Below are 18042 nucleotides of genomic sequence, written 5' to 3' on the forward strand. Positions count from 1 at the left end.
ATCCCCCTTAGCAATCCACTTCCTAAGCACACCTCCCTTAAAAAAAGAATCGGCCGTACACAACTATGCAAAATGAAAATACTCAAGAATAGGTGAAACGTTATGAAACTCATTATCGCTGAAAAGCCTGATCAAGGAGAAAAATTGGCTGCTCCCTTTCCCAGTCAAAAAAAAAGAGATCATATCCAAGTTAAAAAGTGTGAACTCTTTCCTGAGGGAGCTATAGTTACATGGGCGATCGGACATTTGTGTGAGTTGCTTCCTCCAGAAGAATATAATTCCTCTTGGAAGAAGTGGCACATCGATGGACTCCCCATCATTCCAGAACAATTCAAGTATCGCGTGATTAAAAGTAAATGGAAGGCGTTTAAAGTCATTAAAGAATTTGTACATCACCCTGATATTAAGGAAGTCATTATTGCAGGTGATGCTGAGAGGGAAGGGGAAGCCATCGTTCGTTTAGTCTTGCAACAGAGTAAAAATAACAAACCGATGAAACGACTTTGGATCTCGTCGTTAACAGCCAACGCAGTTAAAAAGGGATTCGCTCAGTTGGTTGATGAAGAAACAACGCGTACTCTCTTTAACGAAGCCATAAGTCGCGCCTATGCGGATTGGTTAATAGGAATGAATGCTTCCAGAGCTTATACACTTCTCCTCCAGAAACATGGTGCACAAGATGTATTCTCGACAGGGAGAGTTCAAACGCCAACACTAGCATTGATTGTCAAAAGAGAAGAAGAAATTGAACGATTTAAGCCTGAACCCTTTTGGGAAGTAAAAGCAACATTCTCGGTTCATGAGCATTTATATGAAGGAACGTGGCACAAAGAAGGAGACTCTCGGTTGACCGAATCAAGCAAGGCTGAGAAAATCTCGGCTTTCTGTAAAGGAAAGAAAGCAGAAGTTCAAAAGGTTTCTAAAAACCAGAAGGATCTTTTACCTCCTTATTTATTTAATCTGTCATCCTTACAATCGCTTGCAAATAAACGGTTTAAATTTCCACCCAAAAAAACGTTGGATATCGCTCAGAAACTTTACGTAAAAGGATATATTTCTTATCCTAGAACAGATTCTAATTTCATTACGAGAGAAGAGACTTCGATGTTTCCAGAAATTTTGTCTAAAATAAAAGATCTTCCTAGCTATCAATCTTTGTTCCCTCTACCTGTTCCTTCACTTAATGGGAATAAGCGTTATGTAAATGAGAAAAAAGTAAAGGACCATTACGCCATTATCCCAACAGAACAAGTGATTGACCCTAACAACTTTAGCGATGAAGAGAAAAAAATTTATAAAATGATTATTGATCAATTCATTGCAGCCCATTATGATCCTTGCAAAATGAACTATACGACAATAGAAACATTGGTTGATGGAAGAGCAACATTTCGTTCAAAAGGAAAACAAGTAGAAAAAGAAGGTTGGCGAAAGGTGATTCCTTTTTCGCAAGACAGAACAAAACATTCGAAGGAAGAAGCAACACTCCCTTTGCTTGAAGAAGGCAACCAAGGTGTTGTGGGCAAGGTATATCACAAAGAGAGCAAAACTCAGCCCCCTAAACGCTTTACTGAAGGCGATTTAATTACTCTGATGAAATCAGCGGGGAAACATATGGATGATGAAAGTCTCATTAAAGTCATGGCTGAAACAGAAGGGTTAGGTACGGAGGCAACGAGAGCAGGAATTATCGGAATTTTAAAGGATCGCTCTTATATTGAAGTTACAAAAAATCAGGTCTACCCTACGGAAAAGGGACGTATTTTAATTGCAGCGGTTGGTCAATCTATCTTAGCTTCTCCTGAAATGACGGCTAAATGGGAACAACGTCTAGCTGAAATAGGTGATGGGAAGGCCGCCATGGAACCTTTCTTGGAGCAAGCGAAACAACTTTGTTCGTCGATCATTAATGACGCCTTAGCGAGATCACCTGAGTGGTCGTTTAGTAAAGAGCATTTAGAAAAGATTCAATCAAGCAAACCAGCATGGAAAGGAAAAAAAAGAACCTCCTCTTCCAAGGTAGGCTCTTGTCCAGTATGCAAAGGTCATGTCATCGATAAAGGAAAGTTTTACGGCTGTTCAGAGTATAGGAAGGGAGCTTGCAAGTTCACCCTCTCTAAAACGATCTTACATCAAACGATTCCTGTGAAGCAGGTGAAGTTATTGTTGAGCAAAGGTGAAACGGAAATGATTGAAGGCTTTCGTAAAAACGATAAAATATTCACAGCTGCATTGCAATGGAATAATGAACAGAAAAAAATCATTTTTTCTTTTTCTAAGAATGCTAAGGGGAATCAATAAATGTGACATCAATTTGTACCACCTCTGATCGGCTGCCGATTCGAATCGGCGGACCCCAAAACCCAAAACCAGAAGACACAACCACATGTAAGTTTTCCTTCTTTTTATAGCCCCAATCCAGTTCAAATATTTTTTTTGTAATCCACTGGTTCGGGGCGATTTGTCCGCGGTGAGTATGACCAGACAATAAAATATCCGCGCCACTTTTCATAATCGCTTCTAAATCCGTAGGTTGATGATCAAGAACAAGGACAGGGTGAGACTGCCCTGCAGATAACTGAAGTTCATCAATCGTTTTTCGCTTTCGATCGGTTTTATCTTTTCTTCCGATAATTTGAAGGCTATTATCCACTAAAACGGATTCGTCTTGCAGGATATGCACGTTTATATGCTTCATGATCTTTGTTAACTCTTTGATTTTGCCACCATAGTATTCGTGATTACCTAGAACAGCATAGATCCCTAACTTTGATCTAATTTGTTTAAGTGTTCGATCCATCCTCTTCTGTTTAAACACATCAGGATCATCATCTACCAAATCCCCAGGAAACAACACTAAATCTGCATTTATTTTGTTGATCGATCGTACAAGTCTTCTAGCATGATTCTTGCCAGACAAGCCTCCAAAATGCATATCTGAAGCAATCGCCAGACGTAAAGACCGTCGTTTTGCGTTTTTTCGGGGAACCTGAAATTGGTATGTTTTCACAATGGGCTGGTAAGCATTATACAAACCAATACCGATGTAACTTAAAAACAATAAGAAAACAATGAAACCTGCGATGATAACAAATTGTTCGCCAGGGACGGCAAATAAACTTACGATCCAATATAGGAGATTAACAATAGGAAAGACAATTAAACCGAACTGAAAACAAGCAAACCAACAAGCTCCTATCGTTTTCAATAAAGATAAAGATTTAAATACCTGACCGAACAAATAAGCGTATGATAAAAATATCATTAAAACTACAAGAGGCCACAAGGTATTCAATTGAAAAGTCGCTTCCATCCACACGAAAAGGTTCCAACCAATATAGCCATTCAATAATGAATAGATTAGAATAAAGAATCCGAAACTTGCCATCATTTTTACATTCATTTCTTCCCACCTTTAGTATGATCATAAATGTGCTCGTAAAGCATAACATGGTATTATCTTATTATGGATACACGAATTAAACAAAGAATTCAACGAGGAACAGGAGGGAGCGCATGGGAGAATTGCGTGCTATATGGATAAAACAAATGAGTAGAGGACCGATGGATAAAGAAATTTCCGGTAGATTGGTCGAAAATCAGGGACTTGAAAACAATGCAGATCAAGGAGGAAAAAGACAAATCACTTTAATGGAAGAAGAAGTGTGGACTGAGCTTATGGATCAATTTAATGAAAAATTATCTCCAGCCACACGGAGAGCAAATTTGATGCTAAAAGGGATTCGATTAGCACACTCAAAAGGAAAAACATTACAAGTAGGTCCGTGTCAGATTAAGATTTATGGGGAAACTACACCGTGTTACCGAATGGACGAAGCTCTTCCTGGATTGAAAAATGCGTTGAAAGAGCATTGGCGTGGAGGAGCGTATGGCGTGGTTTTAAACAGTGGAGAAATTCAAGAAGGGGATTCTGTTTCTTGGGTTAAGAATGAAGAAATGCCGTAAAAGCCTGATGCAAATTTTTATCATCTCAGTTAACTCACAATGTGGTAAAATATAACGTAAGCAAACTGAGAGAAAGAGGGTGAATTTAATGAAAGGTATTCAATGTCATGATGGAAAATTATATACTGAAATGAGACTGAAATTCCAGGGGAAAGTACATACAACAGAGAGAATGCTTATCGACACAAGTTCGCCCAGTTCGATAATTTCTCATGAATTAGCAGAGAAACTGGGAATGGATCCACAAACTTACGAGAAAACTGAAACAATGGATTCAATCAGCGTGGGACCATTGAAAGTAAGTGAATTCCCATTAGGAATTAGCTCTATTAATGAAGATGGTGTCATTGGCGTTGATTTCTTAATGAAAGTAGGCGCTAAGATCAACCTAGATTCAATGACGATTTCAAGTTCAAGAACATAAGTTCTAAGATTTTTTTTATAAGTTCTTGACCTCAGCATACTGAGGGGTTATTATCACATTCTAGAACAACTTATTTCGATGAAAAGATCATAAATGAATGATCGATTTTTGAAGGAGGAAACATTATGCCAGAGCAAGAAGAACCGTTGTTGAATTCTGGAGATACTGTGAAAGTGACCGCAGGAGAATTCAAAGGAAAACAAGCAAAAGTTATTTCAGCTTACAACAATTCAATTTCTGTGGAATTTGATATTAGACTAGAAGACGGAACAAAGCCAAGAACCGTCCTCAAACATAGCGAGTACGACGTCATTGAAGAAAAATAAACTAATAAAAACTGATTCCGCAATTAAGGGATCAGTTTTTTATTAGTTATACAGTCTGACATTTATTTAAACACAGGATCTTTAGTAGAAAGTAGATTATGGAATCTTTCCTTTGAAGTCAGTGAGACCGGTAAATCGAGGTCGACTTTGCCAAGAAGTTTAAAATGTAAGCAACTGAAGTTTATGAAAGATAAATAAAACAAACGGGAGTATTAAAAAACAAACGAATATAAAGAAAGCATTTTGTTTTGCAATCGTTCCCGCAGGTGTTCGTATTAATTGAGAGACCATAAGCATTTGACCGGAAAAAGGTGAAACTTGAGTGGCTAGCGTCCATGCAAGAAGCAGGGTTAACGCTAAGTATTCTGAACTAACTCCAAAAGTTTGCGGAGAAAGGGCACTGCCTATACCGATGACAATGATAATTGGGTGAACGCCAATTTGAGCCATGAAAATCGTTATGATAATTATAAAAAGTGTAAATAAATAAACCGAACCAAGGGAAAATGTAAATAGCATAGCTGAGATCACTTCTCCAAGATCTGTTAAAGAAATCGCCACTCCAAAATATCCTGCACTTATGAAAATCGCTAACTCATTTTTGAATTTCAGGAAGGAGATCAGAACCTGCCCATAGACTTCTTGAACAAATTCTTTGAATAATCCAAAGAATACAGACCAGATAAGAGGTAGAACAACAGCAGTTAGTGAAACTACGGTAAGCATATTCACCTCAAGAATATAGTCTAGGATTAAAGAAAAACTAATCAGCACGGTCGAAAATGTGATAAATGGAATTAATGATAATTTTTTTTGTTTGAATTTTTTCGTTTTCACCGGAGAATTTACATTAGGATCATCCTTAAAAGAAATGCGTGGTAGCATAACCACACTGATGCCCATGTAAATAAGAGCAAAAATAAATCCAAATAAACCAATGTCAAACCAAGACACATCAAAGAGAACCAAGACAAGACCCACATTTACAAAGTAAGGAGACCAAAGCATGCAAAAGGCAAAGGCTCTCATCATATGTAACATAAGTTTCCGTTCTTTAAATGAGGAAAAACTTTCATCGGCAATTCGCTTCACTATGGCTAACGTTCCAAAATTCAATAATGTTCCGATGGTTGCTACAAGAATGTAACTCAATCGGTAAGGATGCTTCCCTCCATACTGTTCACGCTCTATCACTTTTTCTTTTAAAGCCGATAAATATCCTGCTGTTGACATAAATGTACCTATTAATGGAATCAAGACAAACAAGGCTAATAGACTAATATTTTGTCCAAAACCCTGGATAGACGTTTGAAGTGAGGCCCCTTCAGTGAAAAAGATGGTTGTACCTATTGTTATTAGCACGATGACAACGAGCCGATTTAATATAGAGATGCTGTAAATTGCAAAGATGAGCAACAACGCCGCTAATGTACTATAAAAGGTGGTTAACCAAGTGATATCATTGAATTGACCAACTAAATAAAGGAGAGCCGTCACATAGCAAACTACTCCTAAACTTCGATATAACCATTGCTGTGCCGTAGGAACCGCCTCCTTATTGTCATTCTATCTGTTTTTACATTTGAATTTCATTACTATGCAGTGGTATTTACTTAGACAAGTTAGATGTTGGGAATATCATTTAATTGAAGATAGAATTCTCTCTTTTCAAATTATATAAAAGAGCATGGGTGGATACAGAAGTTTTTCCCCTTGACCAATTCATATTATACTAGTTTTAGATTAAATAAACAGACTTGAGGTGTATAAGAGATGAGACTTAGTGTTGAGTTAATAGATTTACAACCGAGTCAATTGTATTTGAACCGAAATAAGTTAAGAACGCTTATTATGGAAGGATTTCAAGCGGAAGAAATAGAGAGTGATCCTCTACCTGTAATTAAATACAACGGAGAACTAGTGTTAATTGATGGTCATACGAAAGCTTTTTTGGCTGATCAGCAAGGGGTCAAGAATATAACCGTTAAATATTTAGCCGAAGTGGATCACTTAAACATGTATCAAAAAAATGTCAACCTGTGTAAACAAGAAGAAATCACATTAATAAGAGACTTAGCTAAACAAATAATCCCCCATGAAGACTTTGAAAGACAATGGGTCCAAAAGCATAAATCGACAACAGCTTCAAACAAAGGAATTCAAAATGACCAGTAAAATCGTGTTGATTACTGGAGCGAGCAGCGGTTTCGGCTTTCTTACAGCCTTAGCCTTAGCCAAAAAACATTACACAGTCATAGCAACCATGCGGAATGTAGAAGGGTCAGCCCTATTAATGAACGAAGCTCGGAAACAAAAGATTTCTGAGAAAAACCTTCACATTCACCGTCTAGATGTAACGGATTCAACTGACATTGAAGAACTTAAGAACTATATTCAAGATACCTATGGACGCTTGGATATACTAATCAATAATGCCGGATTTACTCAGGGGGGAGTTATTGAAGAAGTGGAGATAGAGCAATGGGAGAAACAATTTCAAACGAATTTCTTTGGATCTGTGGCAGTCACAAAAGCATTTATTCCCCTCATGAGAAAGCAGAGAAGCGGAAAGATCATCTTACTGGGAAGCATCAGTGGGCGTATTGGTTTACCAGGCTTAGGTCCGTATGCCGCATCAAAATTTGCCCTTGAAGGATTCAGCGAGTCCCTTCGGTTTGAACTGAAGCCATTTAACATTTACACATCTTTAATTGAAGCAGGCTCATTTAAAACATCGATTTGGCAAAAAGGAATCGATGGCGCCGTTCATTCCGATTTACAAGAATACCAGTCACTGATGGCTTTTATGAACGAATATGCTACAGAACAAGGACTGTCTTCTGAGCCACCTGAAAAAGTGGTAGACCTCCTATGTCACGTTTGCCAAAAAGATAAACCAAAGTTCCGATACCCAGTAGGAAAAGGAATTAAATTAGCTATTTTCTTGAAATCTGTTCTCCCTTGGTCGATTGTAGAGAAGATCTTAGAAAGACAATTAAAGAAAAAAGATTGAATCCAACATTTGATAATGAATAACATATCACTTGCGCCGATATGCTCAGTACAGGATTTCTATTATTGAATCATATGATTACGTTCCTCAATTAGTTTGTTTTAATAGATACACCGCACATAAGATCAAGCTTAAAATAGCCAACATTAACATAGTTACCCAGAGAAGACCCATACCTTCAAAAAAAGGCAAAAGCATGGCAAGGACTCCATTGACTATAAAACCTTTTAATAGCCATGACCGGCTAATCTCTCTCATAAATGCAAAGAAACTTATTAATGAGAAAGAAAAAATGATCAGGACTGTCATGAGATAAGGATATTGGTGACTTAGTTCAAAGGAGAAAGCAAGGTATAAGACAAGTCCCATTGTAATTGCAACCATTATCCATTTTTCTTTTTCCATCGGTATAATCCTCTCCATCTAGAAATTAGTGAATAAAAAGATAATGTTAGTATATACGATGATCCTTCTAAGTGAAAAGAGCGAGAGTCGATATTCAAGTTGGCTGCTCTAACTTAAAGGGTTCGTCCTTTAAGGAGGAAAATGATATGACTTCGATCAACGCAGTCATTTTTGACTTAGACGGGGTGTTAGCTGACACAGTGGAATTTCACTACTTATCCACAAAAAAAGTCGCCGAACATCTAAATGTCCCATTTTCAAGAAAAATGAACCAACAGTTTCAAGGGATGAACCGTGGGCATATGATTGAACAGCTGCTCAAGCAAACAGAGCAACCCTATAGCAAGAAAGACATAGAACATTTAGGCAATCTTAAAAACAAACATTATCAATCGTATATACAGACCTTAACTAAAGAGGACGTTCTTCCAGGAATGATTTCTTTTTTGGACGAGCTCAAAGAGAATCATATCTCTACTGCTATAGCCTCTTCAAGTTCAAACGCTCAAACCGTTTTGGAGAATTTGCAAATCATCGACTATTTCGATTCCATCGTACCAGCTAAAGAGGTAAAGAATATGAAGCCTGCCCCTGAAATTTTCTTGAAAGCAGCTCAGGAACTAAACATAGATCCTTCTGAATGTGCAGCGATAGAAGATAGTGAGGCTGGGATAAAGGCGATTAAGGAAACATCGATGTTTTCTATAGGTGTCGGTCGTGATTCAGCAGTGATGAAAGCAGATTGGCACGTCGTGAATACACAAGAGATTACATGGCCTAAATTGAAGAGAGAAGTTGAAAATAGATAACACTTAATCTCTTGCCCCGTGGTTACACGGTACTCACTTCCTATGCTCATTCTTTCCTTTTCAAGATTTCAACAAAAAACATAAGTAGATTTTCTGCAATATCATCTTCATTATCTTCTTTACTTGCGTTAAGATAATAGATAGTAGATATTATGACTAAGTCTTAAATTCTTTTTTACATCATTATGCTAGCAGTATTTTACGGAGAAACGAAAATCTAATTGTATGTTGACAGTATTTAATTCAGAACAGCAAGGAGAGAGCAAACATGAAAAAACGAGTCGTCGTAACAGGAGTAGGGGCGGTCAGTCCTTTAGGCAATGATGTAGATACAACATGGAAAAATATTAAACAGGGAAAATCGGGAATCGAAACCATTTCAAGAATTGATATGAGTCAATATCAAGTAAAAGTAGCAGCAGAAGTGAAGGGCTTCGTTGCAAAAGATCATATGGATTTCAAAGAAGCACGGAGAATGGCTAGGTTCACTCAATTCGCGGTCGCTGCGAGTAAAATGGCTGTCAAAGATGCCGGTATCCATGTAGGAGAAAATGTAGACGCAGAAAGAATCGGTGTATGGATTGGTTCAGGTATTGGTGGGTTAGATGAGTTTGAGGAACAGCACAAAAAGTTTTTAGCAAAAGGTCCTAAACGTGTCAGTCCATTTATTATCCCAATGTTCATTCCTGACATGGCAGCAGGTCGAGTTTCTATAGAGCTTGGAGCTAAGGCAATGAACAATTGTTCCGTGACGGCCTGTGCTTCAGGAGCTAATTCTATCGGGGATGCTTTCAGAGTTGTTCAAAAAGGGGATGCTGACATCATGGTTGCAGGTGGGGCAGAAGCTTCCATCACCGAAATGACTCTAGCAGGTTTCTCAAATATGACGGCTTTATCTACTAATCCCGATCCTGCAAAGGCCAGCCGTCCTTTTGATAAAGATCGTGATGGATTTGTTATTGCAGAGGGTTCAGGCATTGTCATATTAGAAGAATTAGAGCATGCTCTAGCAAGAGGAGCTGATATTTATGGTGAAATCGTTGGCTATGGGGCAACGGGTGACGCTCATCACATTACAACTCCTGCTCCCAATGGGGAAGGCGGCCAGCGAGCAATGAAATTAGCCTTAAATGACGGAGAGGTCTCTACTGATGAGGTAAATTATATTAATGCCCATGGCACCTCAACGTCCTATAATGATCGATATGAAACGATCGCTATTAAAGAAGTATTTGGTAAACATGCTCATCATTTAGCTGTCAGTTCGACGAAATCAATGACCGGTCACCTATTAGGTGCCGCAGGGGCTATCGAAGCCATCTTTTCTTTATTAACAATTAAAGACTCATTGATTCCTCCTACTATAAATTATGAGACCCCTGATGAAGGTGTGGACCTTGATTATGTTCCAAATACAGGCCGAGAAGCCAATGTAGACGTGGTACTTTCTAATTCTCTAGGCTTTGGAGGACACAATGCTTCGTTAGTATTCAGAAAATATTCTTAATGTTTACGAACCAACCACTTTTGAGTGGTTGGTTTTTTCCTTCCTTTCTGTCAGAAATTTCGTTATAGTAAAAGTGACAAGGACGGTGAAAATAGTGAAAACATCGACAGAAAAGATTTCAGACACCCAAAGTATCGTGCCTTTTTCAACAGAAGAGAAATTTCGGTATGATCGTATAAACAAAAAAAAGTTGCAAGACCATTTTGAAGTGGCTTTTTGTGGGCATTTTTCAGCAGGAAAATCCACTATTCTTAATCATTTATTAAAAGCTGAGGTTTTGCCAACGAGCCCAATACCTACAAGCGCCAATTTGATTCATATTCGTCAAGGAGATCTGTCGTTGACATTACATACGCACGAAAAAGAAAAAGACTTGTTCTTTGACGGTGATATCCCTTGGGAGAAAGTACGCCAATGGGGAATGGATGGTAATAGATCCTCCGGAATGACGATCCATGCTCCTCTACCTTTCTTAGGATCAGCAGGAAGTATTGTCGATACTCCAGGAGTAGACTCTACAGATGATAATCATGAAGCTGTCACCGTGGAACAACTTTACACGACAGATTTAATTGTCTATGTGATGGACTACAACCATGTGCAATCGGAAACAAATATTTATTTTTTGAAACAACTTTCCTCTTTACAAAAGCCCATTTTCATTATTATTAACCAAATAGACAAGCACGAAGAATCTGAAATATCATTAGAGGCGTTTAAACAGTCGATTCAGCAAATGTTAACTCAATGGAACATTGACTTTATCGATTTATACTTTACTTCCATGAAATATATGGACCATCCTGCCAATCAATTTTCGACTTTTGAACAGCATTTGAAGTCATTGCTTTATCATAGCCACACTCTTACGAATAGTTCTCACGTCCTCCTTGAGAAAGGATTTTACCAATCTGTAAAAAACCGGATCTCAGAAGATGGACAAGAGGAAGTCAGGCAAATTCACGAAACACTTGAGTCAGCCGGGTATCAAGCGAGTGATCTAGATAAACAAGAATCCCTATATAGACAACTAGCTGAAACGAAAAATTATGAGGGCGTTATTCGAGAGACGTATCAAAAAGAAATGAATCGTTTATACAAAAACGTTACGTTATTTCCTTATACAACGACAGAACTTGTAAGAAATTGGTTGGAATCGGTCCAACCAGGATTTAAACAAGGGTTGCTCTTTTCAAAAAAGAAAACGAAAGAAGAACAAGAGCGCCGCTTAGATTTGTTGTTGCAAGAACTACAAGACAAAATAAAATCACAATTATTATTCCATGTGCAACAGTATTTCTATGCTGTGGATCGTAAACAATTAACTAATGAAGACGAATTTAATCAAGCAGTCAGAAATTTGAATATCAACATGTCTGGAGAATGGCTATATAAACAGGTAAAGACAGGCCCTTTTAATAGGGACTATGTTTACACCTATACGAAAGAAGTCACAAATAAAATTGTGAAAGAGATTCAAACGAAAGCGAACAAAGCGTTAGAGCTACAAATTGACGGTTTGGAAGAAACCTATGCCATCCAACAAAAAAACATTGAAGAGAAGTTGGAAACCTTGAAAGAATTAGAGCCCTATGAACGGAAAATCAATCATATAAATCAAACTTATGAGAAACTACTTCATGAAATGGATAAACGGATTCAAGATCTTTCAATTAACGAATCCTTCTATAAAGAACTTTCTCATACGATAAACCTTGATTATCCATTAGAAGTAAGCGAAACGTTTGATCAAGTAGAGATGCCTTCCGAGTCCGTTATTGATCGACAGGAAGAAAATGATCCTGATAGTTATCTCATGCAGTTCTCTGAAGAAGAAAGCACCACTTGGATGAAGCAAGTGAAAGAAATATTACAGTACAGGGCTGACTCGCCATTGTTACAAAACGAGAGAAGACAATTACTCGAGCGAATTCAACGGAATCAAGATCAAACGTATGTGATCTCTCTTTTCGGTGCCTTTAGTGCGGGAAAGTCCAGTTTCGCAAATGCCCTATTAGGAGCGGACGTCATGCCGGTCTCTCCTCATCCGACCACTGCAACCGTGATAACTGTCAAACAGTCCGAAACTAATTATCCCCATGGGACAGCTGTCATCTCTATTAAAAGTAAAGAATCGTTGACAGACGAGGTAAAATCAATTAGCCACTCGCTTGATCTAGAATTAGACTTAATTTCTTTGAAGGACCAATGGAACCCTAATAAACAAACGTTTGTGTCCAACTGGCAAAAAACGAGTGCGAACTATTTGTCCGTCATTCAATCCAGTTTGAAAAACAGTTCCATGACTTTTGGAGAAACGTTGACCGTTTCCTTGGATGAGCTGCAGCCATATGTAGCAGAGGAGAAAAACGCCTGTTTAGTTGAGAAAGTGACATTATATTATGATTGTCAACTAACAAACCAAGGGATTGTGCTTGTGGACACTCCCGGAGTGAATTCCATCCATGCCAGACATACAAATGTTGCTTTTCAGCAATTAAAACAATCAGACGCTGTATTTTATTTAACATACTATAATCACGCTTTTTCAAAAGCAGACCACTATTTCCTCCAACAAATGGGAAAAGTGAATGAAAGCTTCGGGCAAGATAAACTTTATTTTATTATCAATGCCTCTGACCTTTCTGAAACAAAAGGGGAATTACAAGGGGTTAAGCACCATGTAAGAGAACAATTAAAGCGAAATGGGATTGATCACCCTAGATTGTATGACCTTTCTAGTAGAGAGGGATTACAAGAAAAACAATCAGGCCTAGAGCGCCAATCAAGCTTTGCATCATTCGAAAAAACATTTTACGAACGGACGATCTTAGAATTAAAGCTATTAAGTTTCGAAATTCTTCAACATCAAGTTCAGCAATATACCAATAAAATTTCAGATACTGTAACGTTTATGAATCAAGACAAGGAAGCACAGGTGGAGAAGCAAAAGAGGGTTAAAAAATTGGCTTCTGATGAAACGAATCGAGTGGAATCGCTGATAATGAACCAAACTGTCGAGGAAGTTCTTCACGAATTAGACCAATTCTCATTATACCTTCGTCAACGAATAAAATTTGTTTTAAATGATTACTTCCCAGTAGCCATTAATGTTTCAGTATTAACAGGTGATAACAAGAAAGAACTTCACAATCAGCTGATAAGCGCTATCCAAGAATGGCGTGGCCTTGGTGAACGATTTTTAAAACAGGAGCTAGAAGCTGTAGCCATTCGGTTAGAAAATGCGATGAAACAAGCTAGCAAACGGTGGTTATCAGCTGAGAAGCTACAGATTACCGAGCAGTTGCCTTATTTATATGTAGAAGAAGACGTAGAGCATATGGAGCTAGATGTGAAAATTTCAGATGTGACTTTTATGATCGACGGGAAATCTTATTTTCCTTTCTTGAAATCTAAAAAAGATTTCTTCGAGAATGGGAAAATAAAAGAATTAAAAGAACAGCTAGTTTCAATCGGGGCCGAAGAAGCTTCTTCTTTTATAAACCATTATGACGGTCTCTTCCAAAACGCAGCAAAAGACTCGTTAGCAATGATGGAAGCCCGGTTAAAAGATCGGTTATTAAAAGGAATCGAAGAAGAAAGTTTACGTTTTGATGCTATTCTAGATAAGAACGAACAAGATGGCATGAAAAAGGAATTATCTGCTCTTAAAGCGTTGGAATGATCACCACGGCATAAATGGATCATCCTCTGGTTACCTTAAAGGTGACGATGGAGGTGATCAAATTGGGGAAACCTTATGACCAAAAAGGGCGACAGAGTTCTTCAACTAAAACAGGAAGTGTGAATCCTTTAGGAAAGTCACCAGGAGACGCTGATTCAGGAGAAGTCTTATCTGAAGAACAAAATCGCGCAAAGAAGAAAAACACAAAATAACTACAGTTAACCGTCCCGAATCCTTTAAAATTCAAGGATTCGGGACGGTTTTTACGTAACCTCCTTGTATGAATATGAATATCGTACAGCAGGGAGGGGAGACGGATGACAAAGTTTTCTTATTTAGATGTATTGGCCAAATTAGAAGTAACAGGTGCGCACCCTGGAGGGATGCCTTTAACAAGATCACTCTTATCAAAGGAAGCGATTCAACCTGAATCTCATGTATTAGATGCAGGATGTGGTCTTGGGGAGACGTCGGTTTTTTTAGCAAAGACTTATCGCTGTCAGGTGCAAGCTATTGACCAACACACGGGGATGGTCTCAAAAGCCAGAGAAAAATTAAAAGAGTTCAGTCATGCGAAAGTTCATCAAGGGTCGTTAGAAAACTTACCCTTTTCCGAAAATGAATTTGACTTCGTTCTGTCTGAATCTGTGCTAACTTTCTTGAATACTGATATCGTATTAAAAGAAATATACCGCGTGCTGAAAAAAGATGGCTGTTTCATCATGAATGAAATGGCTTTGTTGGACTTATTGTCCAACCAAGAAATGCGAGAGGTTCAATCGTTTTATAATTTGCATTCTTGTTTCACTGCAAATGAGTGGATTGAAAAATTGAAAGTAGCCGGATTTTTAAATATTGAATTAATCGAAGCAAAAGAACAACTAGATCTTGACGATCCATTATATGACCTGTCCCTTAGTGTGAACCTTGAGGAAGAATGTTTAAACACGTTAGATGAACATATGAAATTAACGAAGCGATACAAAGATCAGTTAGGATACGTGATTTTAAAGTGCGCAAAATAATTGTTAATTAGTTTTAATATGAACCGTTTATGTGTTTACCCTCATGAGAAAAGGGTACATCTAATAAGACCTTATATATTCAGAGGTAGTTTGCTGCCTCTGATACTCAAGCCATTAATTTTAAATCTTACAAAGAAACAGGTGGAAAGAATGCCGTATATTCGAATTATTATGACTGCCATTGCTAAGATTCTAAGTAAATTCTTTAGCATGGCTACTCTCACATTTTTTGGGAGAATTCCTACCCAGGACAGTTCAGTTATGAGTTTTATGGGTATTGTATCGTTGTATTGGATTTACATAGCAATCTCTGTCTTTTTCCCAGATTTAGCCGAAATGTTTATCCCGTTTATACCTGATGACGAGACCATTATTCGCATTGTTTCCATTAGTTTAGCGGTTCTCTTGCCCCTTGCGGTAGGTTACGCATCAACAAAGATTGAAAACAGAGATCCAGATTATTCCATTCTGAAACAAATGGTGATGGGCTATCCTTATGCGTTGGTGCTAGGTTCTTTATCCATGTTATTGGTTATTATTATCCCTTTAATTAAATTACCTAGTATTATAAAGATGCACACTCAGGAACAATTTGCTGTCATGATCCGGAAAGGCAAATATGATGATGTTTTAGAAGAAATTAAAACGATTTTATCTGACTATGACTTGCCAGCTCATATCCATGATCCTAAAAAACCTGTCTGGTATTGTTTTATCGCACTATCCTATGTATTAGAGCACATATTTAATAAAAAAATCGCAAAAAAAATGAAGTATCTTACGGTTGAGGTAGAAGATACGTCCGTAGAAGTGACCCTACATGCTACGGACATCTCCATAGTAGGATCTAAGAAAGAGGTCCTTCAAGTGAAACATATTTTATCAGAAGAAATCGAGCCGGAAAATTTGTTTTTCTCATGGGATGACTCAACTCAGAAGATTGAAGAAGAAATTTGTGAGATGAAACATCAGCTAGAGGATGGAGAGCAAATAGATTTCGATGAATTAAAGGATATCACTGAAAAGCTACGAAAGTCATCGCTTGCAAATGAAGATTGGAATGCTATACGAAGACAAATCTATAAACTGGAGCGGGATAACTACAAAAACGAGTGTGAATCAAAAAAATCTTATCAATGATCAATTTGAAATTAAGACCGTAGCTAGTATGCTATGGTCTTTTCATGTGCACATTTTCAATACAGGAGAGACAGTTTAAGTAATTCACAAAAAATCGTTGACACTCTTTATGTCTTCATCATATACTTATACTATTAATTCCGAGTAAGATTATAGGATAAATAATATTAGTCGTTATAGGGGGAGAAAAATGGAACGGGTTATGATTACTGAAGTAGAAAAAACCTTCCCTAATAAAGAAAAAAATCAATCATTCACAGTATTTAAAGATTTGTCTCTCACTGTTGAACCTGGAGAATTTGTTTCCTTATTAGGACCATCTGGATGTGGTAAGTCTACGTTATTAAATATTGTCGCTGGCCTAGACCAATCTACAAGTGGGAAGGTCAAAGTTGGTGATACGACAATCAAGGAGCCAGGCTCTGACAGGGGAGTCGTATTTCAAGAAGCAGCATTAATGCCTTGGCTTACCGTATTAGAAAACGTCATGTTTGCCATTAATAAAAAAATGAAAAAAGAAGAAGCAAAAGAACACGCAACAAAATACTTAAAGCTTGTTCATTTAAGTAAATTTTTGCATTCATATCCTCATGAACTATCAGGAGGCATGAAACAAAGAGTAGCCATTGCCAGAGCATTGTCAATGGATCCGAAAGTATTACTTATGGATGAACCCTTTGGTGCTTTAGATGAACAAACGAGAATGATGCTTCATAAGGAAGTTCAGTATATTTGGGAAGAAACAAAGAAAACCATCCTCTTTGTCACTCATAATATTCGTGAATCCATCTTACTCTCCGATCGGATTGTATTGATGGGCACACGTCCAGGTGGCATTAGAAAAATATATACGGTTGACTTACCGAGACCTCGTGTGCCGGCTTCTCCAGAATTCATTCAACTAGAACAGGACATCATGGCTATTTTAGGTGGAGAAATCGAAAAAGTGATGAAGGAGGAGATGGGAGATGACTTCAACTCTCAGAAGGCTAGCCTTCTTTACGGCACTGATCGTAATATGGGAAATCATATTTAGAATTTATTCACAACAAACTTCTTTGTTTCCTTCTCCGTCTGGCTCGGTGCAGCAACTATATATAGGATTATTTGAGACAGGGATTTTAGCGACTGCGCTAGCGGAAAGTTTACAACGCATTGTTATTGGATTTACTTTAGCGGTTTTAATTGGAGGATTCTTAGGCGTTTTACTAGGTGTTTCTAAGATCGCTGATGAAACTTTAGGTTCACTTGTTATTGCTTTGCAATCTGTTCCTAGTATTGTATGGCTCCCAATTGCCCTCGTGGTCTTCCAAGGTGGGGCAGGAGCGATTTACTTCGTAGTTATTCTTGGTGGTACATGGGCTATGACCTTAAACGTTCGAATGGGAATTAAGAACGTCCAGCCAATACTATTAAGGGCCGCTAAGACAATGGGTTATAAAAACACTGAATTAATTTGGAAAGTAATGTTACCCGCTTCCATTCCCTCTGCACTTACTGGCGCAAGACTAGCATGGGCATTCGGTTGGAGAGCACTCATGGCCGCTGAACTTATCGGTCGGGGGGGATTAGGGCGAACATTGATGGACGCCAGAGACTTCTTTAATATGGATTTGGTCGTAGCGATCATGATCATCATTTCATGTATCGGATTAATTGTAGAATATTTTCTATTTAGCAAAATTGAAAAAAAAGTATTATCACGTTGGGGTTTAACAAATTCAGGTTCATAAAACAAGGAG

Annotated in this window: 17 protein-coding genes; 14 read left to right on the top strand and 3 right to left on the bottom strand. The window is 37.9% G+C overall.

Annotation, left to right across the window (positions count from 1 at the left end):
• The first annotated feature begins 102 nt into the window (after positions 1–102).
• Positions 103–2301 (top strand): DNA topoisomerase III, encoded by a 2199-nt coding sequence (locus CR194_RS06590; RefSeq protein WP_110608809.1) that lies wholly within the window; start codon positions 103–105, stop codon positions 2299–2301.
• On the opposite strand, the gene CR194_RS06595 is transcribed toward CR194_RS06590, so the two are convergent.
• A complete protein-coding gene (locus tag CR194_RS06595; protein ID WP_110608810.1) occupies positions 2285–3403 on the bottom strand; it encodes a metallophosphoesterase in 1119 nt (372 codons plus the stop codon). The genes CR194_RS06590 and CR194_RS06595 overlap by 17 nt on opposite strands.
• A 113-nt stretch (positions 3404–3516) precedes the next feature.
• Here CR194_RS06595 and CR194_RS06600 point away from each other — a divergent pair, with 113 nt between their 5' ends.
• The 3 genes from CR194_RS06600 (at position 3517) to CR194_RS06610 (ending at position 4716) form a co-directional block, all read left to right on the top strand.
• Positions 3517–3966 (top strand): MOSC domain-containing protein, encoded by a 450-nt coding sequence (locus CR194_RS06600; protein ID WP_110608811.1) that lies wholly within the window; start codon positions 3517–3519, stop codon positions 3964–3966.
• Positions 3967–4054: 88 nt separating this feature from the next.
• Positions 4055–4390 carry an aspartyl protease family protein gene (locus CR194_RS06605; RefSeq protein ID WP_110608812.1) on the top strand — a complete coding sequence of 112 codons (336 nt, stop codon included), beginning with the start codon at positions 4055–4057 and terminating at the stop codon, positions 4388–4390.
• Between the two features lie 125 nt (positions 4391–4515).
• Positions 4516–4716 (top strand): KOW motif domain-containing protein, encoded by a 201-nt coding sequence (locus tag CR194_RS06610; RefSeq protein WP_110608813.1) that lies wholly within the window; start codon positions 4516–4518, stop codon positions 4714–4716.
• 159 nt (positions 4717–4875) lie between these two features.
• Here the strand turns inward: CR194_RS06610 and CR194_RS06615 are convergent, their stop codons facing one another.
• Entirely contained in the window at positions 4876–6213 is a 1338-nt protein-coding gene (locus tag CR194_RS06615) for a hypothetical protein (RefSeq protein WP_110608814.1), read from the bottom strand.
• 276 nt (positions 6214–6489) lie between these two features.
• On the opposite strand from CR194_RS06615, the gene CR194_RS06620 reads away from it, so the two are divergent.
• Positions 6490–6891, top strand: coding sequence for a hypothetical protein (locus tag CR194_RS06620; RefSeq protein WP_110608815.1), 402 nt, complete (start codon positions 6490–6492; stop codon positions 6889–6891).
• Positions 6881–7729, top strand: a complete 849-nt coding sequence (locus CR194_RS06625; RefSeq protein WP_233254249.1) for an SDR family oxidoreductase — start codon at positions 6881–6883, stop codon at positions 7727–7729. The genes CR194_RS06620 and CR194_RS06625 overlap by 11 nt, the downstream gene beginning before the upstream one ends.
• A gap of 87 nt (positions 7730–7816) precedes the next feature.
• Here the strand turns inward: CR194_RS06625 and CR194_RS06630 are convergent, their stop codons facing one another.
• Positions 7817–8134: a hypothetical protein gene (locus CR194_RS06630; protein WP_110608817.1), complete on the bottom strand. Its 318-nt coding sequence runs from the start codon at positions 8132–8134 to the stop codon at positions 7817–7819.
• Positions 8135–8280: 146 nt separating this feature from the next.
• On the opposite strand from CR194_RS06630, the gene pgmB reads away from it, so the two are divergent.
• From pgmB to CR194_RS06665, 8 genes are all read left to right on the top strand, one after another.
• Positions 8281–8943, top strand: a complete 663-nt coding sequence (gene pgmB / locus CR194_RS06635; protein WP_110608818.1) for a beta-phosphoglucomutase — start codon at positions 8281–8283, stop codon at positions 8941–8943.
• 268 nt (positions 8944–9211) lie between these two features.
• Complete coding sequence (fabF, locus tag CR194_RS06640; RefSeq protein WP_110608819.1) at positions 9212–10450, top strand: beta-ketoacyl-ACP synthase II; 1239 nt, start codon at positions 9212–9214, stop codon at positions 10448–10450.
• A 94-nt stretch (positions 10451–10544) separates the two neighbouring features.
• Positions 10545–14135 carry a dynamin family protein gene (locus CR194_RS06645; RefSeq protein WP_146035918.1) on the top strand — a complete coding sequence of 1197 codons (3591 nt, stop codon included), beginning with the start codon at positions 10545–10547 and terminating at the stop codon, positions 14133–14135.
• A 62-nt stretch (positions 14136–14197) separates the two neighbouring features.
• Positions 14198–14347 carry a hypothetical protein gene (locus tag CR194_RS20215; RefSeq protein ID WP_158282190.1) on the top strand — a complete coding sequence of 50 codons (150 nt, stop codon included), beginning with the start codon at positions 14198–14200 and terminating at the stop codon, positions 14345–14347.
• A 105-nt stretch (positions 14348–14452) separates the two neighbouring features.
• Positions 14453–15160 (top strand): class I SAM-dependent methyltransferase, encoded by a 708-nt coding sequence (locus CR194_RS06650; RefSeq protein ID WP_110608821.1) that lies wholly within the window; start codon positions 14453–14455, stop codon positions 15158–15160.
• A gap of 150 nt (positions 15161–15310) precedes the next feature.
• The gene (locus tag CR194_RS06655) at positions 15311–16300 is read left to right on the top strand and encodes a hypothetical protein (protein WP_110608822.1); all 990 of its coding nucleotides are present in this window, start codon (positions 15311–15313) and stop codon (positions 16298–16300) included.
• A 190-nt stretch (positions 16301–16490) separates the two neighbouring features.
• Positions 16491–17336, top strand: a complete 846-nt coding sequence (locus CR194_RS06660; protein ID WP_110608823.1) for an ABC transporter ATP-binding protein — start codon at positions 16491–16493, stop codon at positions 17334–17336.
• Positions 17269–18033 (top strand): ABC transporter permease, encoded by a 765-nt coding sequence (locus CR194_RS06665; RefSeq protein ID WP_110608824.1) that lies wholly within the window; start codon positions 17269–17271, stop codon positions 18031–18033. The genes CR194_RS06660 and CR194_RS06665 overlap by 68 nt, the downstream gene beginning before the upstream one ends.
• Positions 18034–18042 lie beyond the last annotated feature (9 nt).

Source organism: Salipaludibacillus keqinensis (assembly GCF_003226325.1).
Classification (GTDB): domain Bacteria; phylum Bacillota; class Bacilli; order Bacillales; family Salisediminibacteriaceae; genus Salipaludibacillus; species Salipaludibacillus keqinensis.

What these genes read in the sequence shown, in the direction of transcription:
- CR194_RS06630 (WP_110608817.1), bottom strand. Translation starts at nt 8,134, where the DNA reads ATGGAAAAAGAAAAATGGATAATGGTTGCAATTACAATGGGACTTGTC.
- CR194_RS06590 (WP_110608809.1), top strand. Translation starts at nt 103, where the DNA reads ATGAAACTCATTATCGCTGAAAAGCCTGATCAAGGAGAAAAATTGGCT.
- CR194_RS06650 (WP_110608821.1), top strand. Translation starts at nt 14,453, where the DNA reads ATGACAAAGTTTTCTTATTTAGATGTATTGGCCAAATTAGAAGTAACA.
- CR194_RS06600 (WP_110608811.1), top strand. Translation starts at nt 3,517, where the DNA reads ATGGGAGAATTGCGTGCTATATGGATAAAACAAATGAGTAGAGGACCG.
- fabF (WP_110608819.1), top strand. Translation starts at nt 9,212, where the DNA reads ATGAAAAAACGAGTCGTCGTAACAGGAGTAGGGGCGGTCAGTCCTTTA.
- pgmB (WP_110608818.1), top strand. Translation starts at nt 8,281, where the DNA reads ATGACTTCGATCAACGCAGTCATTTTTGACTTAGACGGGGTGTTAGCT.
- CR194_RS06625 (WP_233254249.1), top strand. Translation starts at nt 6,881, where the DNA reads ATGACCAGTAAAATCGTGTTGATTACTGGAGCGAGCAGCGGTTTCGGC.
- CR194_RS06610 (WP_110608813.1), top strand. Translation starts at nt 4,516, where the DNA reads ATGCCAGAGCAAGAAGAACCGTTGTTGAATTCTGGAGATACTGTGAAA.
- CR194_RS06660 (WP_110608823.1), top strand. Translation starts at nt 16,491, where the DNA reads ATGGAACGGGTTATGATTACTGAAGTAGAAAAAACCTTCCCTAATAAA.
- CR194_RS06665 (WP_110608824.1), top strand. Translation starts at nt 17,269, where the DNA reads ATGACTTCAACTCTCAGAAGGCTAGCCTTCTTTACGGCACTGATCGTA.
- CR194_RS06595 (WP_110608810.1), bottom strand. Translation starts at nt 3,403, where the DNA reads ATGAATGTAAAAATGATGGCAAGTTTCGGATTCTTTATTCTAATCTAT.
- CR194_RS06655 (WP_110608822.1), top strand. Translation starts at nt 15,311, where the DNA reads ATGCCGTATATTCGAATTATTATGACTGCCATTGCTAAGATTCTAAGT.
- CR194_RS06620 (WP_110608815.1), top strand. Translation starts at nt 6,490, where the DNA reads ATGAGACTTAGTGTTGAGTTAATAGATTTACAACCGAGTCAATTGTAT.
- CR194_RS06605 (WP_110608812.1), top strand. Translation starts at nt 4,055, where the DNA reads ATGAAAGGTATTCAATGTCATGATGGAAAATTATATACTGAAATGAGA.